Origin of the sequence: Enterococcus sp. C102(2024) (assembly GCF_040888205.1) — a bacterium.
In the GTDB taxonomy this organism is placed as follows: domain Bacteria; phylum Bacillota; class Bacilli; order Lactobacillales; family Enterococcaceae; genus Enterococcus; species Enterococcus faecalis.
On the sequence record NZ_JBFOHH010000001.1, the window covers coordinates 801,967 to 827,584 of the forward strand.

26 protein-coding genes are annotated in these 25,618 nt (G+C 36.4%); 9 read left to right on the forward strand and 17 right to left on the reverse strand.

Annotated features, from left to right (window positions below; genetic code table 11):
- Window positions 1-63: 63 nt before the first annotated feature.
- Window positions 64-642, reverse strand: a complete 579-nt coding sequence (gene yqeK, locus AB3I34_RS03900; protein ID WP_153873016.1) for a bis(5'-nucleosyl)-tetraphosphatase (symmetrical) YqeK — start codon at window positions 640-642, stop codon at window positions 64-66.
- Window positions 643-865: 223 nt separating this feature from the next.
- On the opposite strand from yqeK, the gene AB3I34_RS03905 reads away from it, so the two are divergent.
- A complete protein-coding gene (locus AB3I34_RS03905) occupies window positions 866-1,771 on the forward strand; it encodes a polysaccharide deacetylase family protein (protein ID WP_010712577.1) in 906 nt (301 codons plus the stop codon).
- 121 nt (window positions 1,772-1,892) lie between these two features.
- Here the strand turns inward: AB3I34_RS03905 and rplS are convergent, their stop codons facing one another.
- From rplS to AB3I34_RS03925, 4 genes are all read right to left on the reverse strand, one after another.
- Complete coding sequence (rplS, locus tag AB3I34_RS03910; protein WP_002357176.1) at window positions 1,893-2,240, reverse strand: 50S ribosomal protein L19; 348 nt, start codon at window positions 2,238-2,240, stop codon at window positions 1,893-1,895.
- Between the two features lie 143 nt (window positions 2,241-2,383).
- On the reverse strand, window positions 2,384-3,124 hold the full coding sequence (gene trmD, locus AB3I34_RS03915) for a tRNA (guanosine(37)-N1)-methyltransferase TrmD (protein ID WP_002381776.1): 741 nt from the start codon (window positions 3,122-3,124) through the stop codon (window positions 2,384-2,386).
- The gene (rimM, locus tag AB3I34_RS03920) at window positions 3,114-3,638 is read right to left on the reverse strand and encodes a ribosome maturation factor RimM (RefSeq protein WP_010712578.1); all 525 of its coding nucleotides are present in this window, start codon (window positions 3,636-3,638) and stop codon (window positions 3,114-3,116) included. The genes trmD and rimM overlap by 11 nt, the downstream gene beginning before the upstream one ends.
- Window positions 3,639-3,745: 107 nt before the next feature.
- Window positions 3,746-5,107, reverse strand: a complete 1,362-nt coding sequence (locus tag AB3I34_RS03925; protein ID WP_002360069.1) for an Nramp family divalent metal transporter — start codon at window positions 5,105-5,107, stop codon at window positions 3,746-3,748.
- 196 nt (window positions 5,108-5,303) lie between these two features.
- Here AB3I34_RS03925 and AB3I34_RS03930 point away from each other — a divergent pair, with 196 nt between their 5' ends.
- From AB3I34_RS03930 to AB3I34_RS03940, 3 genes are all read left to right on the forward strand, one after another.
- Window positions 5,304-5,678, forward strand: coding sequence for a VOC family protein (locus AB3I34_RS03930; protein WP_010712579.1), 375 nt, complete (start codon window positions 5,304-5,306; stop codon window positions 5,676-5,678).
- A gap of 230 nt (window positions 5,679-5,908) precedes the next feature.
- Window positions 5,909-6,508, forward strand: a complete 600-nt coding sequence (locus AB3I34_RS03935) for a TVP38/TMEM64 family protein (RefSeq protein ID WP_002357169.1) — start codon at window positions 5,909-5,911, stop codon at window positions 6,506-6,508.
- Window positions 6,509-6,608: 100 nt separating this feature from the next.
- Window positions 6,609-8,411 (forward strand): glycerophosphoryl diester phosphodiesterase membrane domain-containing protein, encoded by a 1,803-nt coding sequence (locus AB3I34_RS03940; RefSeq protein WP_002364138.1) that lies wholly within the window; start codon window positions 6,609-6,611, stop codon window positions 8,409-8,411.
- Window positions 8,412-8,456: 45 nt separating this feature from the next.
- On the opposite strand, the gene AB3I34_RS03945 is transcribed toward AB3I34_RS03940, so the two are convergent.
- From AB3I34_RS03945 to AB3I34_RS03965, 5 genes are all read right to left on the reverse strand, one after another.
- Complete coding sequence (locus AB3I34_RS03945; RefSeq protein WP_010712580.1) at window positions 8,457-9,143, reverse strand: Bax inhibitor-1/YccA family protein; 687 nt, start codon at window positions 9,141-9,143, stop codon at window positions 8,457-8,459.
- The gene (locus AB3I34_RS03950) at window positions 9,136-9,621 is read right to left on the reverse strand and encodes a MaoC/PaaZ C-terminal domain-containing protein (protein WP_002357164.1); all 486 of its coding nucleotides are present in this window, start codon (window positions 9,619-9,621) and stop codon (window positions 9,136-9,138) included. The genes AB3I34_RS03945 and AB3I34_RS03950 overlap by 8 nt, the downstream gene beginning before the upstream one ends.
- A 197-nt stretch (window positions 9,622-9,818) precedes the next feature.
- Complete coding sequence (murC, locus tag AB3I34_RS03955) at window positions 9,819-11,156, reverse strand: UDP-N-acetylmuramate--L-alanine ligase (RefSeq protein ID WP_002357163.1); 1,338 nt, start codon at window positions 11,154-11,156, stop codon at window positions 9,819-9,821.
- Window positions 11,157-11,310: 154 nt separating this feature from the next.
- A complete protein-coding gene (locus AB3I34_RS03960; RefSeq protein ID WP_002360064.1) occupies window positions 11,311-12,264 on the reverse strand; it encodes a hypothetical protein in 954 nt (317 codons plus the stop codon).
- Window positions 12,265-12,381: 117 nt separating this feature from the next.
- Window positions 12,382-13,341 (reverse strand): aromatic acid exporter family protein, encoded by a 960-nt coding sequence (locus AB3I34_RS03965; protein ID WP_002360063.1) that lies wholly within the window; start codon window positions 13,339-13,341, stop codon window positions 12,382-12,384.
- 102 nt (window positions 13,342-13,443) lie between these two features.
- Here AB3I34_RS03965 and AB3I34_RS03970 point away from each other — a divergent pair, with 102 nt between their 5' ends.
- Window positions 13,444-14,055 (forward strand): aromatic acid exporter family protein, encoded by a 612-nt coding sequence (locus AB3I34_RS03970; RefSeq protein WP_002365791.1) that lies wholly within the window; start codon window positions 13,444-13,446, stop codon window positions 14,053-14,055.
- A 40-nt stretch (window positions 14,056-14,095) separates the two neighbouring features.
- Here AB3I34_RS03970 and AB3I34_RS03975 read toward each other — a convergent pair whose 3' ends face one another.
- Together AB3I34_RS03975 and yidD are read right to left on the reverse strand one after the other, a co-directional pair.
- Window positions 14,096-14,977 (reverse strand): ROK family protein, encoded by an 882-nt coding sequence (locus AB3I34_RS03975; RefSeq protein WP_010712581.1) that lies wholly within the window; start codon window positions 14,975-14,977, stop codon window positions 14,096-14,098.
- A gap of 2 nt (window positions 14,978-14,979) precedes the next feature.
- Window positions 14,980-15,282 carry a membrane protein insertion efficiency factor YidD gene (gene yidD, locus AB3I34_RS03980; protein WP_002357157.1) on the reverse strand — a complete coding sequence of 101 codons (303 nt, stop codon included), beginning with the start codon at window positions 15,280-15,282 and terminating at the stop codon, window positions 14,980-14,982.
- Between the two features lie 177 nt (window positions 15,283-15,459).
- Between yidD and AB3I34_RS03985 the strand changes: the two genes are divergently transcribed.
- Window positions 15,460-15,612, forward strand: coding sequence for an SPJ_0845 family protein (locus AB3I34_RS03985; protein ID WP_002362024.1), 153 nt, complete (start codon window positions 15,460-15,462; stop codon window positions 15,610-15,612).
- A 16-nt stretch (window positions 15,613-15,628) separates the two neighbouring features.
- Here the strand turns inward: AB3I34_RS03985 and yihA are convergent, their stop codons facing one another.
- Together yihA and clpX are read right to left on the reverse strand one after the other, a co-directional pair.
- Window positions 15,629-16,210 carry a ribosome biogenesis GTP-binding protein YihA/YsxC gene (gene yihA, locus AB3I34_RS03990; RefSeq protein WP_002357155.1) on the reverse strand — a complete coding sequence of 194 codons (582 nt, stop codon included), beginning with the start codon at window positions 16,208-16,210 and terminating at the stop codon, window positions 15,629-15,631.
- A 97-nt stretch (window positions 16,211-16,307) separates the two neighbouring features.
- Window positions 16,308-17,561: an ATP-dependent Clp protease ATP-binding subunit ClpX gene (clpX, locus tag AB3I34_RS03995; protein WP_002357154.1), complete on the reverse strand. Its 1,254-nt coding sequence runs from the start codon at window positions 17,559-17,561 to the stop codon at window positions 16,308-16,310.
- A 191-nt stretch (window positions 17,562-17,752) separates the two neighbouring features.
- Between clpX and AB3I34_RS04000 the strand changes: the two genes are divergently transcribed.
- Entirely contained in the window at window positions 17,753-18,781 is a 1,029-nt protein-coding gene (locus tag AB3I34_RS04000) for a lactonase family protein (RefSeq protein ID WP_368027833.1), read from the forward strand.
- A gap of 215 nt (window positions 18,782-18,996) precedes the next feature.
- On the opposite strand, the gene AB3I34_RS04005 is transcribed toward AB3I34_RS04000, so the two are convergent.
- Genes AB3I34_RS04005 through rihC form a run of 3 tightly spaced genes read right to left on the reverse strand, consistent with a single transcriptional unit; the run spans window position 18,997 to window position 21,840 of the window.
- Entirely contained in the window at window positions 18,997-19,485 is a 489-nt protein-coding gene (locus AB3I34_RS04005) for a GNAT family N-acetyltransferase (protein WP_010712582.1), read from the reverse strand.
- Between the two features lie 11 nt (window positions 19,486-19,496).
- The gene (dcuC, locus tag AB3I34_RS04010) at window positions 19,497-20,870 is read right to left on the reverse strand and encodes a C4-dicarboxylate transporter DcuC (protein ID WP_002366859.1); all 1,374 of its coding nucleotides are present in this window, start codon (window positions 20,868-20,870) and stop codon (window positions 19,497-19,499) included.
- Between the two features lie 16 nt (window positions 20,871-20,886).
- On the reverse strand, window positions 20,887-21,840 hold the full coding sequence (gene rihC, locus AB3I34_RS04015) for a ribonucleoside hydrolase RihC (RefSeq protein ID WP_002383111.1): 954 nt from the start codon (window positions 21,838-21,840) through the stop codon (window positions 20,887-20,889).
- Window positions 21,841-21,986: 146 nt separating this feature from the next.
- Here rihC and AB3I34_RS04020 point away from each other — a divergent pair, with 146 nt between their 5' ends.
- The gene (locus AB3I34_RS04020; protein WP_010712583.1) at window positions 21,987-23,900 is read left to right on the forward strand and encodes a PfkB family carbohydrate kinase; all 1,914 of its coding nucleotides are present in this window, start codon (window positions 21,987-21,989) and stop codon (window positions 23,898-23,900) included.
- A 118-nt stretch (window positions 23,901-24,018) separates the two neighbouring features.
- Complete coding sequence (locus AB3I34_RS04025) at window positions 24,019-25,527, forward strand: helix-turn-helix domain-containing protein (protein WP_002394554.1); 1,509 nt, start codon at window positions 24,019-24,021, stop codon at window positions 25,525-25,527.
- Window positions 25,528-25,618: the final 91 nt, after the last annotated feature.

Below are 25,618 nucleotides of genomic sequence, written 5' to 3' on the forward strand. Positions count from 1 at the left end.
ACTGTACTACTTTTCCCCTTTTCTCACCAGCAAAACTCGACTAAAAACGGCTATGTTTATTTGTTATTTAATTATCAAATTAAGTTGATTGTAAGCATCCCATAACCAAGGATGCACAACTTTAATATCGTGTTTCAAAATATAATCAATATAGAAATATGCGGCATTTTCTAAAGAACAATTTAAAGCTTGTAATAAACCATCTAAGTATGGTGGTTTACCTTCTTGATCCCACTTTATTTTATCAGCGACAAACAAAACTAAATCTATGTCCGAATAGTTTTTCTTCAATGTTGTATGGCATTCAATAGCTGATAAAATTTCATTGTCTTCAATACCAAAATCCATTTTCGCAATAGACTTAGAAATTTTTTGATGAATTATCATTGGAAAGGCCATTTCTGCTTCGTTTAATTCAATCCCATATTTTTGTGCGACACTAATTCTCTGATTATTTGGATAAATCGCAGAGATATCGTGTAAATATCCTGCAATACTTACTTTTTCTGGACTAGTTAAATATTTTTCACCGAGTTGATAGACATACTCTCCAACTTCCATACAATGATAATACGTCTTCTCACAGTTTTTACTCACTAAATATTGTTTAATTTCATTTTTCAACACCTGTTGATGATCCATTTCCACAGCCCTTTCTCATTCCGATTACTCTTCTAGATAAATAAATTATACTCCTTTCATCCTCTAGCAACCTTTTATTTTTTATTAAATAAACAACTAACTAAATTGAAAAAATTGAAACTTTTTGGTCCTCAAATTCGTCTATAACTAATAGGACGTTCAATTTTGTATAACGTGGAGGTGTATTTTTTAACTTTTTCATTAACCAAAGAGGAGTGAAAGTATGCGACATAAGAAAAGAAAATTCAAAATAAACGGGTATGTATTATTTAGTGCGTTAATCCTCATTGTTCTTGTTTTCATTCAAACATTCCTTTTAACTCAACCCAAGATAACAAGTAAAAATGATGATACTGTGCAGACATTGACTAAAAATTCAACTGCAAAAAAAGATTCCCCGACCAAGTTAGAAAAGGAATCAACACACATGACTATTTCATCAAAAAAATATGCTTACTCAGCAGACAAAATCAGAAAATATATAACTGGAGAAGAACCTTACAAAGGTGAAAAATTAGTATTCTTAACCTTTGATGATGGCGTTAATAATCAAATAACCCCACAAGTCCTAGATACATTAAAAAAGCATAACGTCCACGCAACTTTTTTTCTTGTAGGAAATACCCTAACTTCCGAAAATCAAAAGATAGTGAAACGCGAAGTTGCAGAAGGGCATTCAATAGGCTTTCATAGTTCAACTCATGATTATGCAACGTTATATCCAAACGGGATTGTCAACACTGAAGAAATACAAGCGGAAATAGCAACCATGGAGAACTCTCTTAAAAAGATATTGGGCGAAACATTTCAAACAACTCTCTGGCGATACCCAGGAGGTCATATGTCATGGGGAGGTACAGAAAAATCTGATGAATTATTCAAACAACTTGGCATCCATTGGATTGACTGGAATGCGATGGTTGGGGATGCGGAGCCGTTAGACAGACAGCCTACTACAGTCGCAGAAATGCTCGCTTTCCATCAACATTCACTTGAGGTTTATCCGGATTATAATATTAGAGTAGTCTTAATGCATGATTCAGTAGATAAGGAATTAACAAAACAAGCATTGCCACAATTAATAGAGTTTTATCAAGCAAATGGTTATCAATTTGGCGTGTTATATTAAAGCAACTCGGAACACTAAAGGAAGCATTTCTGGTCTTAGTCAATGTTGATTTTCTACTTAATTACACACAAAAACACCCTCTTGCTCAGCAAGAGGGTGTTCGTTTGTCGAATAGTAAAGATTAACGACGGATTTCTTTGATACGAGCTGCTTTTCCGTGTAATGCGCGTAAGTAGTAAAGTTTTGCACGACGTACTTTACCGTAGCGAACCACTTCAATTTGAGCAACACGTGGTGTGTGTAATGGGAATGTACGTTCCACACCAACACCATTTGAAACTTTACGTACTGTGTAAGTTTCGCTGATTCCAGCACCACGGCGTTTAATTACAACACCTTCGAATAACTGGATACGTTCACGAGTACCTTCGACTACTTTCGCATGAACGCGAACAGTGTCACCAGGGCGGAACGCAGGAATATCCGTACGTAATTGTTCTTGTGTTAATTCTTGAATTAATGGATTCATTTTATCCTTCTCCTTATTCCCAAATATTCTTATGGTCACTTCTGCCACAGCGGAATATTGTAATAGTTAGAGCGCATTGCACTCACCAAATTAGTTTACCACAGACAAAATAAGCTGTAAAGAGAATTTTCTTGAAAGTTCCCTTATTTTTGCTCTTCTTGTTTAATTTCCTCTAATAACTTCAACATTTCAGGCGTCATTTCTACTGATTCCAACATGTCAGGTCGACGCAAAAAGGTCCGTCGTAATGATTCTTTTAGTTGCCATTCTGCAATTAATTTATGGTTACCATTCGTTAGCACGGCAGGGACTTCCATATCGTTGAAAATAGCAGGTCTAGTATATTGTGGATGTTCTAATAGGCCAGTGGAATGTGAATCCGTTTGTGCAGAAAGATTGTTACCTAAGACATCAGGTAATAAACGGACTGTCGCATCAATCATGACCATTGCGCCTAATTCGCCCCCTGTTAAAACGTAATCCCCTAATGAAACTTCATCTGTGACCATCGTGCGAATTCGCTCATCATAGCCTTCATAATGTCCACAAATAAAAACTAAATGTTCTTCTTGTGAAAATTCCTCGGCCATTTTTTGATTAAACGGTTTTCCTGCCGGATCTAATAAGATGACCCGTTTTGGTTGCTGGTTTGTCTCTTCTTCAATTGCTTTTAGGTTATCATAGATCGGTTGTACTTTTAAAAGCATCCCCGCGCCACCGCCATACGGATAATCATCGACCGTTTGGTGTTTGTTATCTGAAAAATCGCGAAAATTAGAGACATTCAATTCTAATAACTGCTTTTCCCGAGCTTTCCCAATAATTGATTCCCCCATTGGTCCTTCAAACATTCTAGGAAAAAGAGTTAATACATCAATTCTCATCGTCAATCAATCCTTCTGGAATGTCCACATCAATCCGTTGATTTTCGACATCGACTTTTGTAACAACGCCTTCAATATACGGTAAAAGTAAATCTTTTTTCTTTGGTCGTTGGACGACCCACACATCATTCGCACCAGGAGATAAAATTTCTTTAATTTTTCCTAGTTCACTGCCGGTTTCATCGTAAACAGTGGCACCAATGATTTGGTGATAATAAAATTCGTCCTCTGCCAATTCAGCGAGATTGTCTTTTGCAACTTTTAAAATACCGTCACGATATTTTTCAACATCATTGATATTTGGATGTCCTTCAAAGCTTAAAATGTCAAAATTCTTATGCTTGCGGTGGGACTTCACGACCAATTCAATTGGTGCTTTTTTCTCTTGAAATAGCAGTAAGGTTGCTCCTTTTTGATAACGTTCTTCTGGAAAATCCGTTTTCGAAATGACCCGAACTTCTCCTTTGATTCCTTGTGTGTTCACAATTTTTCCTACATTTAAATAATTTGTCACGTGAAAGCCTCTCTTCCTTGTATTTCATCTTTCCTATTCTACCATTTCTTACGCGCAAATTCTATGAAAAAACAAAGGCCAACTTTTCCAGTCAGCCTTTGTTTTTATTAATTCGTTAAACCAGTTAATGTGCCATAAATTAAAAATAAATTCAATAACGTCAAGGCAATAGCAATAATCCAAGCTAAAAATTTCACCCACGCTGGATTCGCAAATTGGCCCATTAATTTTTTATCACTTGTATACATCGTTAAAGGAATAATCGACACTGGCAAAGCAATACTTAGGAAAACTTGCGTATAAAGTAACAAGTCTTCAACAGCCGTTTCGCTACCGCCATAAATAATGACACAGATAATGACTGGCACAATTGCTAACAAACGAGTTAACACTCGTCTTGCCCACAACGGCATTTTTAAATGGATAAAGCCTTCCATTACAATTTGTCCTGACAGCGTACCTGTAATCGTTGAATTTTGACCCGAAGCCAGTAAAGCAATTGCAAAAAGAATACTTAACACTGGGCTAGCAATATTACCAACAATATCTGGATTTTTCAGAGCATCAAATAAATCAACAAATTTACCTAATTCACTGTTGGTTCCATAAAATAATGCTCCCCCTAGGATTAGCAGCAAACAATTTACGACGAAAGCGACAGTTAATTGAATATTTGAATCCCAAGTAGTGAAACGAATTGCTTTGGCTTTCTCAGCATCATCGTTACGATCAAATTTCCGTGCTTGCGCAATGGAAGAATGCAAATATAAGTTATGAGGCATGACTGTCGCTCCAACGATTCCCAAGGCTAAAAATAACATGGATTTATCTGTCGCTATTTTTGTGTCTGGAATAAAACCTCGTAATACTTCACCAACATTTGGATCTGCTAATGCCACTTCATAAGCAAAAACAAAAAAGATGACTGCAATTAAACAAGAAACAATTGCTTCGATTTTGCGAAAGCCTAACTTTGTCAGTAGCAACAGTAATAAAACATCAAACGTTGTTATCAACACACCAATTAATAATGGAAAACCAAATAATAATTGCAAAGCAACGGCACCACCAATTACCTCAGCGATATCTGTTGCCATTATGGCTAACTCCGTCACCACCCACAAGGCAACACCCGTTCGTTTACTTGTATGCTCTCTAGTCGCTTGGGCTAAATCCATTCCTGTCACGATTCCTAAGCGCGCAGCCATACTTTGTAGTAACATGGCAACTAAACTAGAAAGCAAAATCACACTAAGTAACGTGTACTTATATTCCGCTCCGCCAGCAATTGACGTAATCCAATTTCCTGGATCCATATAACCAACAGCCACTAAAGCGCCAGGTCCGCTATAGGCTAACAAAGTTCGCCAAAAGCTAGCATTTTTAGGTACCTCGACGGTATTATTTATCTCTTCTAAACTAGGTCCATTTGCATAATTAAGCATTTTTTCCGTTTTCTTTTCTTTCATCCAACATCCCTCAATCTATCTTGTTCACACATTTCACTTTTAGGTATACCTAAAACTAGTTAACATAATTATAGTCTTCTTATTCTTCGTTGTAAACTGTTACATTCTAATTTTTTAAGCACTTTCGCTATAAATCGTTTGGTTTTTACCAAAAAATCCCTTACACTTATTTTATCATAGATCGGAGGTTATGAGGATGAAGTTAGATATGGTCGGTATTATCGTCAACGATATGACACAAGCACTCTCTTTTTACCAAACGCTAGGTTTTAACGTGCTGGGAGAAGCTTCGCCTGATTACACAGAATTACAAAACAATGGCGTCAGGATTTCTTTAAATTCACTACAAATGATTACTGGTCTCTATGGGTTTGCGCCTAGCCAGCAAGGCGATAAAATCGAACTTGCTTTTCTTTGTGAAACGGCCGCAGAAGTTGATAACACCGTGAAAAAAATGAGCCAAGCTGGTTACATTGTTTTTAAAGAACCTTGGAATGCACCTTGGGGCCAACGATACGCAATCATTAAAGACGTGGATGCAAATTTAATTTCACTCTTTGCCCCTCTATAATATTACTAAAAGATGCGCCACTTTCGTTTCTTTTACTCTCTTTCGAAAGATCAGTGCAGAATGGGTCTTAAGTAGGATGTCTTTTCTGTCTCTTTTTTTGTATAATAAACTTATCAAACGATGCGTATCTTACAACTTTGTTCGTTTGCAGAAAGAACAAACGATGTTTTTTATTGATAAAAAGTTATATACTAAAAGTACGATGAGTATAACTAAAGGAGATGAGAAATGTGAGTGTTACCCTATCTAGAAAAATTGTTAATATTATTTCCATTTTGGGCATTGTTGCAACCATAATTGCAACCATCTATTTTATCCGATTAGGTGTCTTCAAGGACATCAATGCACTAAGAGGACTAGTAGGGCAATCTGTCATTCTCGGTCCGATTATTTTCATGTTAATTCAGATTATTCAAGTGGTTATTCCGATTATTCCTGGTGGTGTTAGCTGTGCTGCAGGGGTCTTGATTTTCGGGCCAACAATGGGCTTCGTCTATAATTACGTTGGTATTGCACTTGGCTCTATTATCATTTTCTTATTAGGTCGTAATTATGGGAAACCATTCATTATGAGCCTTGTCAGTGATAAAACATATAACAAGTATATCGGTTGGTTAGACAATGAAAAACGTTTTGAACGATTGTTTGCTTTAGCAATTTTCTTCCCGATTGCACCGGATGATGCGCTTTGTTTAATGGCCGGTTTAACAAAAATGTCTGTGAAAAAATTTACTCTGATTATTTTATTAGCAAAACCTGCTTCTATCTATTTATATAGTCTTGCGTTAATTTATGGCGGTACATTTTTAACTAGCTTACTGGGAATGTAAAATAAATAAAAAAGCGAACGGACTAAATCAAAACTCTGCCTGTGTCAGTTTGATTTAGTCCTTTTATTATGGAATTTTGGTAGAAACTGGGGGACTTTTGATGTTTAGTTATTTTAAAAATAGTATTGTGAATACGCTAGATTTTCTTAAAGGGACAACGGCGTATTTTCGCGATGTGCTCTTGATGCACGGATTTATGTTATTCGTTCTATTGCCTTTATTGACAAGTTTGTCCAAATTGGTACTCAAAGAAGGTGGGATTGATTATATTTCCTACGATAACTTAGGGGCAATTGCTACGCAACATCCCTATGTCCTTTTGACTTTTCTACTAATTGGGCTGTTAATTTTACTGGCGCTCTTTTTTGAATTTACCTTTTTATTGCTTAGTGTTTATTTTATTAAGAAAAAGCAACCAATTACTCTAACGCAATTATTGCACGGCACCTTGCTTCAGATCAAAAAAGTTCGAGGAATTACCTTTCTGTTTTTCCTAGCATATTTCTTTTTGATTTTACCATTAAGTGGGTTAACCTTCCGCTCTTATTTATTAACAAGAGTTAAGATTCCAGCCTTTATCTTAGATTTTATTTTTGCAAATCGCGTCATTATTATTATTGGTTTCGTATTGTTAGAGCTGATTATCTTATATTTAGCGATTCGACTTGCTTTTGCCCTCCCAGAGTTGATTTTACGTGATGTTGGTTTTCGTGAGTCTTTAAAACGTAGTTGGCAAATTACAAAGCGGCGCTTTTTCCAGATTTTAGGGCAATTTATTATCATTGGAGGAACTGTTTTAGGGATTTTTACGGCTGGCTATTTCTTGATATTTTTAGGTCAAACCGCAGTCGAAACGTTTAAACCTGAGTGGTCTTTACCTAGCGCTGTCATCGCTATGACACTCCTTCAGGTTATGATGCTCTTAAACTTGGTGTTGTCTAGTGTTGCTATTTTTTACATTATTGTTGATGATATGGAGGATGAAGGGATTTTGCCTGACACGCCAGAATGGTTCACCCCGAAATCAGAGGTTCGGGTAGAATGGACCACCTTCAGAGTCGTTCTTTTTTGTTTGATTGCAATCATCTTCGGAATTGGTGTAGGCACCTATAATACGAATTACTTAAGTCATACACCTGACCGAAAACCGGTTACCATCTCCCATCGTGGTGTTAATGGTAACAATGGCGTTCAAAACACCTTGGACTCTTTAATCGAGACCAATAAGGCAAAACCTGATTATGTTGAAATGGATATTCAAGAAACCAAAGACCATCAATTTATTGTCATGCACGATTTTAATTTACGGGCGTTAACGGGTGTTAATAAACGACCAAATCAATTAACACTTAAAGAATTAACGAACATGAATGTCACAGAAAATGGTCAAACTGCTAAAATGGTTTCTTTCGATGATTATTTAGCCAAAGCCAATCAATTAAAACAACGTTTATTAATTGAAATCAAAACCACGCCTCAAGATAGCCCTGATTTAGTACAGCGCTTTGTCAAACAATACCGTGAAAATATTTTAGAAAACGGCCATATCCTTCATACCTTAACCTATGATACGGCGATGGCCTTAAAGAAAGAAGAACCACGCTTTTATGTAGGCTACGTTATTCCTTTCAACATTGTGGGACCGCCTAAAATGCCAGTTGACTTTTTTACTATGGAATACAGTACAATGAATCGTAACTTTGTAAATGCCGCTCATCATGATGGGAAAAAGGTTTATGCTTGGACAGCAAATGATGAAGATGTTATGACGCGAATGATTTTTTATGGTGTCGATGGCATCATTACCGATCAGCTCAGTCTACTGAATGAAACAATGAAAACCGATTTAGAAAATCCAACATACTCCGATAAACTGTTGAATTTCGCTATTGGAATGGGTTAAAAAAAGAGCCAATCTGCTCAGCAGATTGGCTCTTTTACGTTCATGTTAGTTGTTTTTACCAAAAAGTCTTAAGAAAGCTAAGAATAAGTTGATGAAGTCAAGGTATAATTGTAATGCGAAGAAAACGGCCATCCCAGTACCTGCTTGATCACCTGTTTGCGCATAGACTTGGCGTATACGTTGGTTATCATAAGCAGTAATCCCTGAGAAAATTAGGACCATTAAAATGGAAATAAAGAATTCTACAGCACTACTGTGTAAAAGGAACATATTTAGCAACATCGCAATGATAATTCCGATTAAGGCACTATAAGCGGCATGACCAACTGCTGATAGGTCTTTCTTCGTAAAGACACCTACTAATGACATCGCGCCAAAGGTAGCTGCTGCACTTAAAAATGCGCCGGCCACTGTTCCACCAGTATACATTAATAACGTCACGGATAAAGTGACACCATTTAATAATGCATACGCAACAAATCCTGCAATCGCAATGGTTGGATTCTTCTGTGCTTTTGCGCCTAGATATAAAACTAAGCCAATTTCAACAAGCCAAATCATCCAAAAAGCTAAGCTTGATTGGAATAAAGTAGCTAGAACAGGTAAAAAGACAGTTGTCATTGCATAAGCCATGATTGCGCTAATACCAATTCCTAACGCTAAAAATCCGTAAATTTTGGCATAAAATTTATTCAAACCTGTTCCAGTTTGGATATACTCTTGATTATTCATAAGTTAAAGTCCCTTCTTTCTCTGTTAGTTCATCAATCGTCACTTGGGGTGGTTGAACCATCACCACTGCATCTAACACGCGATTTTCTTGCTCATTAACAGCCTCAACTGAAATGGTAATCACATCTTTCATTTTGTCGACTTTGATTACTTCTAATTGGAAAGTCAATGTTTCGTAATGAAAAACGGGTTCCACAAAGTTCACAGAGAAATTCACAACATGTGAACCTGGTCCTGGTAAATGTTTTGAAATCGCACTAGTGATAATTCCCATCAGCATAATTGATGGTACGATTGGTTTTTCATATTCTGTTTTTTGGGCATAATCATGTTGGATATATAAAGGATTCGCATCATTGGTCAAGCCCAAGTAAAGTAATAAGTCCTTGTCTTCAATTGACTCTGTCAAGGACAACGAATCTCCCTCTTCGATATCTTCGATGGTTTTGCCTAATTTTCTCGGTTTTCCGATATTCAAATTAGTACACCTCCGTTATTGATAAGATAATTGTACCAAAATGTACTTAAAAGGCAAGTTAAAAAGTAGTCTTTAAAGGATGTTTAAACAAAACCAACTTATCTGCCATGCTAGATTTTAAAAACAAACAACGGAACAGGAGCAGCTTCTTATTTTTTGAAGCCAGATACCCCTGTCCCGATTTTGTTTATATTCTCTTATAAAACGTTTCTAGTTGTGTTACTTAGTAATGTTTCGTAGGCTTGTTCAAATTTCTGAACGTCGCCAGCGCCCATAAAGACAACCACTGCATTTTCAAAATCTAGTAAAGGCGATACATTATCTTCGGTAATTACTTGTCCACCTTTTTGAATTTTTTCACCTAAATCTTCAATGCGTACCTCGCCTTGTGTTTCACGCGCAGAGCCAAAAATATTACATAAGAATACTTCATCTGCCAAATCCAGTGCTTCAGCAAATTCATCCATTAAGGCAATTGTTCGTGTAAATGTATGTGGCTGGAAGACAGCAATAATTTCTTTATCAGGATATTTTTGACGAGCGCCATCAATCGTTGCTTTAATTTCAGCTGGATGGTGCGCATAATCATCAACAATAATCATGTCACTGACTTTTTTCTCGCTAAAACGACGTTTCACACCTTTAAAACTTAGCATTTCTTCTGCGACTTTTTGCATATCAAGTTTTTCAAAATAAGCCACAGCAATCACACCTAGCGCATTCATGATATTGTGATGGCCAAATGCTGGTAAGACAAAATGACCTACAAAATCATCCTTGTGATAAACATCAAAAGATGAGCCTTCCGTTGTTCGTTGAATATTTCGTGCTTGGATATCATCCTCTTCGCTGACGCCATAATAATAAACTGGCACTTCTGATTCTAACTGACGAAGATACTTATCATCACCATAAGCAAAAATTCCTTTTTTGACTTGATGGGCCATTGTTTGGAACGCTGAAAAAACGTCTTCAATGCTCTTGTAGTAATCTGGATGATCAAAATCGATATTCGTCATAATCGCATAATCTGGTGAATAAGCCAAGAAATGACGACGATACTCACACGCTTCAAATGCAAAGAAATCAGCATCTGGTTCGCCGTGGCCAGTGCCATCCCCTATTAAATAACTAGTTGGATTGATACCACTTAATACATGTGCTAGCAAACCAGTCGTACTTGTTTTCCCGTGTGACCCTGTTACAGCAATGCTTGTATACGGTTCGATAAAACGAGCAATGAAATCGTGGTAACGAATTACTTCTGCGCCTAATTCGATGGCGCGGGCGATTTCCTCATGGGTATCTGGAAAAGCATTTCCAGCAATAACAATCATGTCTTTATCAATATTATCTGCATTAAATGGTAAAATAGGGACACCTGATTTTTCAAGATCCCGTTGTGTAAAGAAATACTCTTCTACGTCTGATCCTTGAACGTTGTAGCCTTTTTGGTGTAAGACCAACGCTAATGAGCTCATGCCAGAACCTTTAATTCCGACAAAATGGTATAATTTGTTCTCTTGATTTCCCATTATAATCCTCTTCTCTGTCACTATATAAAACATACCTTTTTTAAAAAAATTTCAATCATACGAGATTCATTATCGTATAAAACAAAAAAATAATCAACTATTAAAACAGAATAAAAAACTTACATGTTTCAATTCCACATGCAAGTTTCATCTCTTAACTAAAATATTTACTGTTTTCTAATACAGAACTTGAATCTTCTAGCATCCCACTTAATGGTTTATCCAAGATGCCCTTTTTCTTCTCTTCTGTCACAGGTGCTTCCGGCTCCACTTGAGCATTCGCTTTAGCTAATTTTTTCCCATAAGCCGTTTGACTTTTAGCATTTTTCTTTGCGGCATTCAAACGGGAACGCGAACGTAAATCCAACGCATCTTCGCCAAAACGTTCTAAGTCTGGTTTGATTTGTTGATATTGTCGTCTAGTTAAAGGAATCTCAGGTTCTGAGGTTGGAATATTAAATTTCCGCACCGTTGGATCTTCTTCCGTATCTTTCACTTGAAAAGCCGTTGGTTCATCATCAAGAATGACATATGAACGCCGATCTTTTTTCATTGCTTTTAGCAACTCTTCTTCAGTAAAACTAGGTTCCTGTTCCTCAGGAATCACAGAAGCCGGGATATATTTAGGAACAAAATAAGAAGGTGTCGTTTTCTGCACTAATGGTGATGCGGCAGGTCTACTTGGTTTCGCTACGACTTCTTTTTTTTTATACGTTTGTGTCCAGCCATTTCCTTTTGGCGTCCCAAAAAGGCTATTATTTTTTTTCGTTGCTTGTTTATTTTTCGTTGCTTTACTAGCATGTTTTGTGTAGTCTGGCAAATTAGAACGATGACGTGCTAATTGCTCTTGTTGTGCTGCTGTTAATTGTTGTGTTTGTTTATTTGTAGTTGATTGATTCGTTGTTGGTTGTTGGACGGATGGTGTGCTTTGTCTGGTATCTTCGGCAGATGTTGCAGTTCTTCTGCTACCAGACATTGCTTTACCAATCAGATCATCTTGAAATAAGTTACGTTCATTATCTGTTGGTAATTTTACGCCCTGTTCATCATCATATGCTGGAAAACGGAAATGTTTTCTCTTCACTTGAGCATTATCCATTGCGGTCATTCCTTTTATTTTTCTTTCTCATTAGTTTAACACATTCTCAATGAATACTAAAGAACTTGCCTGAATTTTTAAGAGAACAAAAAAAGAAACCTCCGTTTAAAAAGGTTTCTTTTTTGTTTATTTATCTAGTTGTAATTTGGCAAAGTCCGCTTTGACTTGAATGAATGACTGAAACAATTGTAAAAACTGAAAGAGTCGCGCCCGATTTTCAAATTCACTTCTTGTTTGCGGCAATGGTTTTGTGCGATAGGTTTCATAAACGGTCTTAATTCGATTCATAATTTCTTGTCCATCATTATTCTCTGCAAATGTTTCTGCCGTATATTCCAACAATTGTTGAATATAGCGAACTTGTTGCGCATCAACAGTAATATCTTCTAATAATTCCAACATGTTTTTTAGAATATTGCTTTGCATTTTTCTCATCGCAAAGTACTCTAAATAGTACGTATTGGTAGACAGCAATTGATTCTCGGCATGATTTTTGGCCCACGTCTCGCCTGTGCGAATAAAGGTTTTTAAATCTGCACAATGCATGACCAAATTTCGCTCTCCTGCAGCGTTGTTTAAATGTAGCGCCATTTCCCTTAAAATTTTACGAAACATTGTTTCAATGACTTCTTGGTCTTCTCTTAAACGTTTTTCTGTATCAGGCATATAAGAATTAGCTAATAACGCTAGTCCCACACCAATACTCATTAATAAAAACTCATTTCCAATAATCGCCCAAGAAAGATTTTTTTCGACTAAATAATGAGTTACCAAAACGGAACTCACAACAATCCCATCAGATAATTGAAAATACACAGCTGCTGGAATAAATAATAACAAAAAAATACCAAAAGCAATCGCTGTAAAACCTAAAAAAGTAAAACAAATATACGCTAAAATAGTTGCTAAAGCTAAGGATAACAAACGATAAATTCCTGTCATGACAGATGTTTTTTTCGTGCTAGTAACACTTAAAACTGAAATAATCCCTGCCGAAGGGGCATAAAGTAATCCCAGTTTTTCTGCAATAATCATTGCTAATGCAGCGCTAATGGCTGTCTTGACTGTTCGTAAACCAATTTTCATGCATACTCCCCTTAAAAAATAATAATTCTTCACTTTTCTCTAGTAATTTTACCTCTATTTCGGTTATCATTAAAGAGAAAAGTTATTTAGGAGCGAATATTTATGATAGTGGGTCGATTTCGTTTAGGCATGCGAACGTTAAAAACAGCAATTGCTGTCATGCTGTGTATTCTTTTATTTCAATTTTTCCATCGTGGCTCACCTATGATTGCCTGTTTAGCAGCTGTTTTTTCATTAAGACAAGATTTAAATACCAGTTTGTCTTTTGGAAAATCGCGCATTATTGGAAACACATTGGGTGGCTTTTTAGCTTTGCTTTATGTCTTAGCACAAGATTATTTTCCTAATCAACACTTAGTAGAATTACTGCTGCTACCACTTTTAGTCATTATCGTCATCGTTGTTTCTGATGGGATTAATAACAATGCTGGAATCATTTCTGCAACTGCGACACTTTTAATGATTTCTTTAAGTATTCCGCAAAGCGATTCCTTTCAATATGCAATGGAACGTGTGTTGGATACATTCATTGGGACCTTTATAGCGATTGGTTTAAACGTCTTTTTACAACCTAAGCCAGCAGAAGAAGCCCATGAAATTTCTGAAGATTTAGCTGAATTAGAAAAGAAAGAAAAAGAACTAGAAGCTTTACGCCAACAAGTTCAAGCGCGGATTGCCGCAGAAGAAAACACTGACGACAAGGCAAATAAATAAAGAAACAGCCGATTGAAGAGAATAACAATCGGCTGTTTCTTTATAGTTCCCAATTCGTTTTTGCTTGAAAGTTGGCGGCTGCGCCAATCAAGTTGGCATCATTTTGATAATGGCAGGTCACGATTTCTGGAACAAAATCTTTTAATTCAAAGGTTTGTAAATGCGTTAGCATCCGGCGATTAATCTCTGCTAATAAGCCTTCTTTAGCAGAAACACCGCCTCCGAGTACAATCATTTCAGGATCATAAGAAAACTGTAAGCCGAATAATCCTTGTGTTAAATAATCATAAAAATTATTGACTTCTTCGCGAGCAATCTCATCCCCTCGTTGGGCCAGTTCAAAAACTTCTTCTCCTGTCACCGCCTGTTTTTCGACTCCAATTCGTTCACAATAGCGCTGAGCCATTTTGACAGCTGTGCCAATTTCACTGAATGTTTGGCCATTACTTAAAAAGTTCAGTCCAAACTCGCCTCCATATAAATGAGCGCCTTTGTACAATTCACCATTGCGAAAAATCGCTCCGCCAATTCCTGTCCCAATAACGACAAAAAGCACTTCTTTTTTCCCTTTCGCCGCGCCTTCATATATCTCAGCTAAACCAGCACAATTCGCATCATTTTCGATAGTCACTGGTAAGCCAAACAACGCTTCTAATTCTTCATAAATGTTAAAATGATGAATATATGGAATGGCGGAAATCCCTAAAATCTGTTGTCTTTTTTCGTCAACTACTCCAGGTGAACTAAAAGCAACACCACTAATCGACTCATTTCTTTTGTCTGCATAAACCGAATATAAATGCGCTTTCATTTCTTCCCAAGAGCCAGGTGTTGGAAAGCTCCCTTGATTTGTTAATTCTTTGCCTGTCCAAACGCCGTATTTCACGGAAGAACCGCCAAGATCAAATGCTAAAATTGCCATATTTATCCATCCTTTTCTACTTCTGTTTTCTTATTTCTTCGATACGTATACGGTCCATGATAGGTCTCATCAGGATTTTTCGTCAAGCGAAATTTCAACGGAACATAGTCAATGCCGCCTTTAACAAAAGGATGACATCGTAAAATCCGTGCTACTCCCATCGTGGTTCCTTTGACACTTCCATGTGTATGAATTGCATCAATCATATATTGTGAACACGTTGGGTAATAGCGACAACGTGCAGGCAATCCTGGAGAAATAAATCGTTGATAAAAACGAACACCGCCGATTAACGGATTTTTCATAAAGTGCCTTCTTTCTAACTAATTCTTACTAAAGAATAGCTTGTTTTTTCATGTTTGGCAAGTCCTAGTTACGAGAAATCACACCAGGTGCACCTATTACGAATTCTTACATTTCTGTTGCTATCCAAATGAAAAAAAACGTGCTACACTATAAAAAAAGGAATGGAGGCTTAGTAAATGGGATTAAAATTTGAACGTTCCAATGACTTAGATAAACTCTTCGATTCTTTCGCCGTTGATCCATTAAAGAAAGAAGTACCTCTTGAAGAACTAGCAAAACAACGACAAGAAGCAAAAAAAGAAGAAGCAAAAAAACAAGCAAAAGAATAATTTTGCTTGTTTTTTTCTATAGAAACTTTTCAATTGCTGTCCAAGCTGCTTCTTTTCCTTCTTTTGTTTCAGAAGAGAAAATAATAAAGTCATCTTGTTTATCAAAATTCAAGGCTTTTTTGATGACACTCTCGTGTTTGTTCCATTTGCCCCGCGGAATTTTGTCTGCCTTAGTTGCCACAATAATAACTGGCAAATCATAGTATTTCAAAAATTCATACATTTGGATATCATCTTGGGTCGGCGGATGACGTAAATCAATTAAAGAAACGACTGCACGTAACTGCTCACGTTGCGTGATATACGTTTCAATCATTTTTCCCCACTTCGCACGTTCTGTTTTAGAAACTTTGGCATAACCATAGCCAGGAACATCCACAAAGTGTAAGGCATCCTCAATTAAATAAAAGTTTAGCGTTTGCGTTTTACCAGGTTTACCTGAAGTTCTTGCTAAATTTTTACGATTAATCAAGGTATTAATAAAAGATGATTTCCCAACGTTCGAACGTCCAGCTAAAGCAATCTCCGGTAATTGAGATTCAGGATATTGTTTAGGGGATACCGCACTAATCACGATTTCTGCATTATGTACGTTCATTGTTTTCCTCCGTTCTTCTATTCAGTCTTTCATTCAAAAGCTTAACAAAAACAGCTCTTTCGGAAATCCGCCGAAAGAGCTGTTTTCAGCTTCAATCTTATACAGCTTCTTTATCTTTTTTGTTATAAATAATTGTTGGTTTACCGGTACCTTCAGCTGCCATTTTAGTAATGATAACTTTTTCAATGCTTTCATCTGAAGGAACATCAAACATTACGTCCATCATAATTTCTTCAATGATTGAACGAAGTCCGCGTGCGCCAGTATTACGTTCAATGGCTTTGGCTGCGATGGCTTTTAATGCTTCTGGTTCAAATTCTAATTTAGTGTCATCAAGAGACAATAATTTTTGATATTGTTTCACCAAGGCATTCTTCGGTTCTGTTAAAATTCGAACCAAATCATCATTCGTTAATTTATCAAGCGCAGCCATTACAGGTAAGCGTCCAATAAATTCTGGAATTAAACCAAATTTCAATAAATCTTCTGGAATAATATGTTGCATGATGCTTTCTTCTTCATTTAAAGCAGAATTAGTTTTACCAAAACCAATAGTTTTTTCGCCTAAGCGGTTTTTAACAATGGTTTCAATTCCATCAAATGCTCCACCAACGATGAAGAGAACATTCGTTGTGTCAATTTGGATAAATTCTTGATGTGGATGTTTGCGGCCCCCTTGTGGTGGTACACTTGCAACTGTTCCTTCAAGAATTTTTAGTAAGGCTTGTTGAACACCCTCACCTGAAACATCTCGAGTAATCGAAACATTTTCACTCTTACGGGCAATTTTATCAATCTCATCAATATAGATAATGCCCTTTTCCGCGCGTTCAACATTATAGTCAGCAGATTGTAGTAATTTTAAAAGGATATTTTCAACATCTTCCCCTACATAACCTGCTTCTGTTAAACTGGTCGCATCAGCGATTGCAAAAGGTACATTTAATGTTTTTGCTAACGTTTGAGCCAAGAAAGTTTTACCTGAACCTGTTGGTCCAATTAAACAAATGTTACTTTTTTGCAATTCAACGTCATCTTGAGTTGCAGCTGTTTCTGATTGATTCACACGTTTATAGTGATTGTAAACAGCAACAGAAAGTGTGCGTTTTGCACGTTCTTGTCCAATAACATATTCATTTAAAACATTTAAAATTTCTTGGGGTTTTGGCACATCCGTTAATTCTCGGACTGCTTCATCATAAAATTCTTCATCAATAATCTCTTTACATAGATCAATACATTCATTACAAATATAGACACCCGGACCAGCAACAATTTTTTTTACTTCTTCTTGTGTTTTCCCACAAAATGAACAACGAACGGTCCCGTTATTATCCGTATTGTCGTACATGTTCGTCACCCCTCTAAAAATCAAAAAATGACTGTCATCACAGTCTCTCATCATAATAGCACAAACCACTTTAAAATGCGAACATCTCAGATAGAAAGTTTTATTGTTCTTAGACTTCTTATGGTATACTACATTATATAAAAGCACTTTCATAAAAAGTGATTGTGTTGAAACAAATTGGAGGAATTGTGATGTTAGAACAAATTTTACTAGGTACCTATACTCGAAGAGCCAGCCAAGGCATTTATAAAATTGCATTAGATACGACACAAGGTCGTTTAACAGAAGCGACACTTTTGTTAGAAGAAACGAGTCCTACCTATCTTGCTCTGAGTCAAAAGGGCGAACTTTTTAGCGTCACTAGTGTTGACGGTGAAGGTGGCACTGCCGCTTATCAACCAGAAATGGACCATTTTAATTTATTGAATAAAGTAACTGAGGAAGGTGCGCCGCCATGTTATGTAGCTGTTGACGAAAACCGACAACTTGTCTATGCAGCAAATTATCACCAAGGTATCGTTCACGTGTATCGTATCTTAGAAGATGGTTCTTTGGAAGATGCTGACAAAGTGATTCATACAGAGCCAACTGGTCCTCATGAAAATCAAAACAATGCCCATGTTCATTACACAGATTTGACGCCTGATCAACGCTTAGTCGTCTGTGATCTAGGAACCGATCGCGTGTATACGTATAATGTTAGCTTAGATGGAAAGCTTTCTGAAATCGCTCAATTCGTGACTGAGCCAGGGACTGGTCCACGTCATTTAGTGTTCCACCCAACAAAATCATTGGCTTATCTATTTGGTGAATTAGATAGCACTGTCTCAGTTCTTTCATATGATGAAACAGATGGTTCTTTCACTGAATTACAAAAAGTTTCTACTTTACCTGCTGATTATGATGCGTTTAATGGTGGTGCTGCAATTCGTATTTCTTCTGATGGCCGTTTCCTTTATGCTTCAAACCGTGGCCATAACTCGATTGCTGTCTATGCTGTTTCAGAAAACGGCGAAGCGATTGAACGAATTCAATTAATTTCAACAGAAGGCGATATTCCGAGAGATTTTGATTTAGATCCTTCTGAAGATTTCATCGTTGTTGCTAATCAAGACTCTGATAATTTAACACTTTATCGTCGGAACCAAGAAACAGGCTTATTAGAAATAATTCAAAAAGATGTTGCTGTTCCCGAATGTGTTTGTGTTTTATTTGTATAATTAAGTTGACTATTTCCTTGGAAAATAACAGGAGGTCGGGACAGAAGCGTTTAACTCCGAGAAATAAGAAGGAATTTCCGAAAATTGTTCTTTAATTTTTGGAGAATTTCGGCTTATTTCCGAAGGAGTTGCTTCTGTTCCCGCCGTTTATCAGTTTTTGAGCGTGGAGCAAAAATCCAAAGTGATTTTTGTCCCACGCTCCCTGTTTTCTTATTTTAAACGATGGATTGCTTCTCCAATTCTTTAACGTATAAATAAAAAGAGCCAAAGTCTAAGCGATTCATTTGTAAAGATTCATGAATTTTTGTGAACCCTTTACTTTCGAAAAATCGAATCATTCTATGGTTTGTATGATTAGTTTGAGCATACATTTTACGTCTTCCTTCCCAGACTGCTCGTTTCTCCAATTCATGGAACAACAAACTGCCATAACCCTTGGCAATATAATTAGGCGAAGTTGCAAAGCGCTTTAGCCAAACAAAGTCTCGTTCCTGCTCCATACATAACGTTGCCATTGAAAAAATCATTTCTTCGTGCACTAGCAAATACAACCGTTTTTTTGTAATGTCTTCTTGGATATCTTCTTGAGAAGGGTAGTCCTTTGTCCACTGCGTAATGCCCACAACATCCATGTATGCCTTTACTTCTGTTAAAAATTGAAGAATAATCGGTAACTCTTTCTCATCAGCCACTCTAATTTTCATTGTTTATTCTCTTAATAAGGTAACAATAGAATCGACAAGACAATCACACTAATAATGCCAATGATGGTCGGTACACTCGTCCGTTTTAAAATTCTGATGGGACTAACTCCTACTGTTGATGCGACAATCATGACAACTGCTGCTACAGGAGAAATCGTTCTAGTTAAATTCGCGATCATCTGCATTGGCAAGGAAATTAAGATGCCATCAATCCCAGCTTTTTCGGCAATTCCAGGGATTAGTTCGATAACCGCATAAAACATTGCCAGTCCACCACCGCTTAAAATTCCAAAAAGGGTCGTTGCACCGCTGAAAATTAAGGTCGTGACAATTCCTGCTGAACTTGATGCTTCGACAGATGCCATAATACTATCAATAATTCCTAACGTTTGAATCGCAGACGTGAACAATGAACCGCCTACGACAAGCATCACAACTTGACTAAACCCTTGCCCCATTCCTTTAAACATCTCGACAGCCGTATCTTGAACTTTTTTAAAAGATTTCAAGCGAAGCGTCTCAACCAATACAGCGATGAAGAAAGAAATAAATGTAAGAACAAAAATATCCATCGTTATTCCTTTAATAAACATTCCTGCGATTCCCACTCCAACAATTAATAATAGCGGTAATATTGGCAATATTGCATAAAATTTAGGAACATCAAATTCTTTTTGTTTGCTTAAGCCTTCTTCATTTAATGAGACATAGGCAGCCTCACCTTCTTTTTTATCGCAGTATTTTTGCCAGAAGTACTGTGCAACCGCAATGATTAATAACGATGGCAGTGAAATTTTGGCATTCCATACAACATAATTTAACACATCATAACCAAGGGTATTTGCGGCGATTACGTTATCCGCGCCTAAAGGTGTTGGCATGATAGTTGCCGTCATTGCAATCACACCTGCAGCAGTTAATGATGAAATCCCCATGCTGGCTAGCATCGGATATAATATAGACATTAAAATAATCGCTAAGCTTGATGCACTAGGAACTACTAGTGACATTAAATTTCCAATTAAAAAGACCACAGGGACAAATAACGATTTACGTTTAATCTTCATTAATGGTTTCACCAAAAAGTTGACAGCCATCTGATTGGCCCCGATTGCATTCATATAGCCTGAGTAACCAAAAAGAATCATAATTACAATTCCTGCTGAACTCACTTGTGCAATAATTGTATCTTTAAACTTCAAGAAAATATCAAATAATCCAAAACCGGTTCCTTCCCCTGCAGGATAAATGGGATGTCCTAACATCCATGCACATGCAAGTAGAACAAGCGCACCAATAATTAAACTGAGTGCGGGATGATAATTTTTTACAATCAAATAGGCTACAGCAACTAAAACGACCAATACCAATAAACTTTCAATCATACTTATCCTCCTTCAGTTAATTAACCGCTTTCATTTTTTCGACAACCCATTTTTGAAAAGCTTCAACATTTACATCTATACAGGCAACGGCATTCGTGTTTTTATGATACTTCATTTTTAAATCTGCAACAGTAGCTCCCGCAGCTGGACCTTCCAAAGCAACTTCAATGAACGTTTCAGTTGTCTCAAATAATTCTGGTGAAGTTAAATAGGCAATCGCGCAGACATCATGCATTTTCAAACCTGTAGTTAAACTGCCGCCTCTATAATGACGGAAAAGACCATAAAACATTTCCCCCACTCTGCCAAGCGCTCTGATGGCTGTTACTTCATGATTCGTTAACACAGCTTGACTTGTAACATCTAATCCTACCATTGTTAGTGGGACACCTGATTGGAAAACAATTTGTGCAGCGTGTGGATCGACATACGTATTAAATTCGGCACTTGTATTTGTATTTCCCCTTGCTAATGAGCCACCCATCATGACGATTTCTGCAATATTTTCTTTGACTTCTGGATAGAGGGTCAGTAACAAAGCAATATTCGTTAATGCAGCAATTGGAACAATGGTCAAAGGAACATCACTAGACAGAATTTCTTTTCGCATAGCTTCCACTGCATGAATATCTAAACACGTAGAGATAGGTTGCGGAAACTCAAAGCCATCCATGCCAGTCTCCCCATGAATCTCAGCAGAATCTTCCAATTGAATAAGTAACGGACAATTACACCCCTTGGCTACAGGAACCTTTTTCCCAAAAAAATCGACAAGTTTCAAAGCATTATTTGTTGTTTTTTCTACATCTACATTCCCTGCAACCGTCGTTATTAAGCGAACTTCTAGGTTAGGATGATTCAGTGCAATCGCTAAAGCTACAGCATCATCAATTCCTGGGTCCGTATCAATAATGATCGGTCTTTTCTTTGTATCCATTTTTCTTCCTCCATTCACATTTAGGAAAAACATTTCCGGAAACGTTTTCTTAATTTGAGATTAACAGCGCTTTCATTAAAAGTCAAGCAGAATTTCTAAATAATAAATAATTAGGCTTTTTCTTGACTTTCTGCTTTTAGAATGCTTACTATAAAAAAGAGTTCAGTGAAAGGACGAAAATGATGAATATTAAAGATATTGCAAAATTAGCTGGCGTTTCCGCTTCAACTGTATCCAAAATTATAAATAATAAAGATCAAACTATTAGTAAAGAAACCCGTGAGCGTGTCTTAAAAATCGTTCGAGATTACAACTACACACCTTACTCAGCAAATCTCGTCACAAATAGTACTACAAAAACCTTCGTGTTATTATTAAATAGCCATGAAACTTTTGAGGCTTGGGTTACGAGCTTTATTGATAAAGCTCAAGAAAATGGCTATAACTGCTTGATTTTAAATAGTCACGGTAGTTTAGAACAAGAACTGAAAAATATTACCTCGCCAACTTTAAAACAAGCCAGTGGCATTATTTGGGACCCAATCAATGAAAACAGTAAACAATACGCGAAATTTATAGAAGAATTAACGATTCCTTACTATTTCGTCAATCACTCAACTAACGAATTGCCTTCTCTAGCGGGGCTTTATGAAGAAGCTAGTTATGTTTTAACCCAAGAATTATTACAGAATAACCATAAAAAAATTAGTTATTTCGTCACTAACCCAAAATATAAAGAAGCAATTATTGCAGGCTATAAAAAAGCCTTGTTTGATGTCAATTTACCCTTTAGTAAAGAAAATATTTTAACTACTATCCCTGCTGATTTCAGTAATCAGCTTATCACAGATGGGATTACGGGTATCCTTACCGATGACTATACCCAAGCTGTTTTTTTGGAACAGCTTTTAAAGCAGAGCGGTTTGCGAACCCCCGATAATTACTCTTTACTCGCAATTAAGCGAAAAATTGATCGTTCATTTTTACCTGATCATATTTCTTCCGTTTTATTAGATACAGAGACGTTTGGCAGCCAGTTAGCCTTATTATTGCTTAACAAACGCAAAGAAAAAACAGCCTTGATTAATGAGGCTGAAAAATTAGTGCTAGATCACAAAAATACATTAGGCATGTCTAGTATTAATCCACATAGCAAAATGATTGTAGTGGGTAGTTTAAACGTTGATAATTATCTATATTCAACAAATTTACCACATAACGGCAAAACAAATTTTCTGTCTAGCTATGCTAAATTCCCCGGCGGAAAAGGATTAAATCAAGCTGTTGGCTTAACCAAACTGGGCCATCAGGCCACCCTAATTGGTTGTTTAGGCTCAGACACAGATGCGAATTACTTATATAAAGAATTAGAAAAATACCACGTTACGACAGATGGTATCACACGTATTCAAGATACTGAGACTGGTCAAGCTTATATTTATGTTGAGACAAGCGGTGACTCCATGATTTCAATCTTACCTGGTGCAAACACAGCGCTTACACCTAAAAAAATCGCACAGCAAAAACACCTATTTATGGATGCCAGTTTTTGTCTCATTCAAACAGAAATTCCTTTGTCTGCTGTAGAGAAAGCTTGTGAAATCGCCCAACATTCAGGGGTACCGATTATTTTAAAACCAGCTGCTATTCATCATATTCCAGTGAATATACTAGAAAAGGTTGATTTTTTCATTCCCAATGAAGATGAATTATTGGAACTTCAACCAGATACTGGTACATTAGAAGAGAAAGCGGCGTACTTCTTAGAAATGGGCGTAAAAAATGTCATTGTTACTTTAGGAAAAAAAGGCGTGTTATTAAAAACACCCCAAGTGTGCCACTATTTCCCTGCAACAGAAAATATAGCTGTGGATAGTACTGGTGCCAGTGACAGCTTTATCAGCGCGCTCGCCTCCTATCTTTCGAAAGGTTATCCGACTGAAGCAGCCATTCAAATAGCAATTCAGGCTGCAGGATTTTCAGTTTCTAAAGAAGGAGTGATTGATTCTTTAGTTGATCACGTCACTTTGGAAAATTATTTGATAAAAAAAGAACCCGCTCTTTTTGCTCATCGTAACACCTGTGTTGACTGACACAGGTGTTTTCCTGCTGAATATCTTGTTATTTTCTCATAAACCAATGAGAATTGTTCTTTTTTATTACAATTTATTAGGCGAACTATTATAATAAAAGAGAAGTTATTACTAAGGAGTGAGTCTCATCAAAACACAAGATGCCATAAAAACATTTTTACTTTCAAAGAAAACACAAAAAAAATTGGCTGTCTTTTTATACTTAGCAAAACAAACGAACCTTGATTTATCTAGTGTTGCCCGAAAATTCGATCTTTCTACTAAAAATTTATCAATTTATCTTCGTGAAATTCAAGAAGACTTAGCAACCCTTCCTGAAAATACCTTAGAGATTCAGATCCATCACGGAAAAATTTCATTACATACGACTTCCAATGATTTTCTTTCCCACTATTTTTTATTATTTAATTATTACTGTGTCCATTCTACTGACTTCATTCTTTTTCAAGCAATTATCAAAAAAGAAAACAATTCTGTCTGGAAAGTGAGTCAAGAAACTAATTTTAGCTCATCTTACATTTACAAACGGTTAAATAACATTAATAAACTATTTGGTTTGTATGGAATTTCCGTCCATTTTTCCCCCTCCGCGAGTAAAGTGATTACAGGTTCTGAATTTCAAGTCCTATATGCTTTTCTTGATGTCTACTGGACCATCTTTTTAAATACCTTAGCCTTACCACGTTATACCTCTACTTATTTTGAAGATATACTGACGCAGCATATTAAACCAGAAATTCTTGAACGCTTGGAACACGCTTCTCTACTAAAATTAAATTTACTTTTACACATCGCAAAATATCGCTTTCCATATACTTGTGAAGATGATCTCCAAAAAGAATTTGAAGAACATCCTTATTTAAGGCTTTTCTCAGACTCAAAACAAACTATTTTTTGTTCCCAATCAAATTTTTCAGAAGATCAACAGCGGGTTGTAGATATCATTGCACCCATTGCCATTGATAATTTTGATTCAGCAAAACGAGCCAAAGATTTACTGACTGCTCTAAATGAAATTTCTTGCCCAGAATATTTCTACGTTGATTCTTTATTAACCAATTTTTGCGAAGTTTTTCAAATTCCAAAAATGCGTGAATTTGATCGTCATTACTTCTTACTTATTTTATTTAAAAATATTATCTATAACCAATTATTTATTTCACAGCAACCAAATACCGCGATTCTAGATTTTTTAGTCAATAAAAATAGTACTTATCAAAAAGATTTACAGAAAAAAATTTATGCTTTTTATCAAAACTTTTCAGCGCATTCCCCTTATCAGTTAAGATTTAAGGATCAGGAGAACCCAATTTGGACATGTGAATTGTTGTTACGAATTTATAAGCACTATAGTCCCCGCAAAAAAATTAAAATTGGTGTTGCATATTCTCGCGATTTTTACATTGCTAGCTTTATTATGATGAAAATCAAGCAAGCATTTAGTGAGGATATTATTTTTGAACGAACCGATTTTTCTAGTTGTGATATTGTGATTACTGACTATCCCTTATTTGATTTACCAAAAGAAATAGACCGAATTTACATTTTAGAAGAAGAATTAACCCGAGAAGATTGGGAACTAATTTTCAGTAAAATAAGTATCGCCATTTTTGATTTGCAATATTAAAACAAACACCAAGCGCCAACCTGTCTCACCAGCCATAATGAAAACAAGCGACCTACAAACCACTTCTGTCAGTTTTAGTCTGACAGAAAAT

Coding starts and splice junctions, on each gene's coding strand:
- yqeK (WP_153873016.1), bottom strand. CDS start 642: ATGGATCATCAACAGGTGTTGAAAAATGAAATTAAACAATATTTAGTG.
- AB3I34_RS03905 (WP_010712577.1), top strand. CDS start 866: ATGCGACATAAGAAAAGAAAATTCAAAATAAACGGGTATGTATTATTT.
- rplS (WP_002357176.1), bottom strand. CDS start 2,240: ATGAATCCATTAATTCAAGAATTAACACAAGAACAATTACGTACGGAT.
- trmD (WP_002381776.1), bottom strand. CDS start 3,124: ATGAGAATTGATGTATTAACTCTTTTTCCTAGAATGTTTGAAGGACCA.
- AB3I34_RS03925 (WP_002360069.1), bottom strand. CDS start 5,107: ATGAAAGAAAAGAAAACGGAAAAAATGCTTAATTATGCAAATGGACCT.
- AB3I34_RS03930 (WP_010712579.1), top strand. CDS start 5,304: ATGAAGTTAGATATGGTCGGTATTATCGTCAACGATATGACACAAGCA.
- AB3I34_RS03940 (WP_002364138.1), top strand. CDS start 6,609: ATGTTTAGTTATTTTAAAAATAGTATTGTGAATACGCTAGATTTTCTT.
- AB3I34_RS03945 (WP_010712580.1), bottom strand. CDS start 9,143: ATGAATAATCAAGAGTATATCCAAACTGGAACAGGTTTGAATAAATTT.
- murC (WP_002357163.1), bottom strand. CDS start 11,156: ATGGGAAATCAAGAGAACAAATTATACCATTTTGTCGGAATTAAAGGT.
- AB3I34_RS03960 (WP_002360064.1), bottom strand. CDS start 12,264: ATGACCGCAATGGATAATGCTCAAGTGAAGAGAAAACATTTCCGTTTT.
- AB3I34_RS03965 (WP_002360063.1), bottom strand. CDS start 13,341: ATGAAAATTGGTTTACGAACAGTCAAGACAGCCATTAGCGCTGCATTA.
- AB3I34_RS03970 (WP_002365791.1), top strand. CDS start 13,444: ATGATAGTGGGTCGATTTCGTTTAGGCATGCGAACGTTAAAAACAGCA.
- AB3I34_RS03975 (WP_010712581.1), bottom strand. CDS start 14,977: ATGGCAATTTTAGCATTTGATCTTGGCGGTTCTTCCGTGAAATACGGC.
- yidD (WP_002357157.1), bottom strand. CDS start 15,282: ATGAAAAATCCGTTAATCGGCGGTGTTCGTTTTTATCAACGATTTATT.
- AB3I34_RS03985 (WP_002362024.1), top strand. CDS start 15,460: ATGGGATTAAAATTTGAACGTTCCAATGACTTAGATAAACTCTTCGAT.
- yihA (WP_002357155.1), bottom strand. CDS start 16,210: ATGAACGTACATAATGCAGAAATCGTGATTAGTGCGGTATCCCCTAAA.
- clpX (WP_002357154.1), bottom strand. CDS start 17,561: ATGTACGACAATACGGATAATAACGGGACCGTTCGTTGTTCATTTTGT.
- AB3I34_RS04000 (WP_368027833.1), top strand. CDS start 17,753: ATGTTAGAACAAATTTTACTAGGTACCTATACTCGAAGAGCCAGCCAA.
- AB3I34_RS04005 (WP_010712582.1), bottom strand. CDS start 19,485: ATGAAAATTAGAGTGGCTGATGAGAAAGAGTTACCGATTATTCTTCAA.
- dcuC (WP_002366859.1), bottom strand. CDS start 20,870: ATGATTGAAAGTTTATTGGTATTGGTCGTTTTAGTTGCTGTAGCCTAT.
- rihC (WP_002383111.1), bottom strand. CDS start 21,840: ATGTTTTTCCTAAATGTGAATGGAGGAAGAAAAATGGATACAAAGAAA.
- AB3I34_RS04020 (WP_010712583.1), top strand. CDS start 21,987: ATGATGAATATTAAAGATATTGCAAAATTAGCTGGCGTTTCCGCTTCA.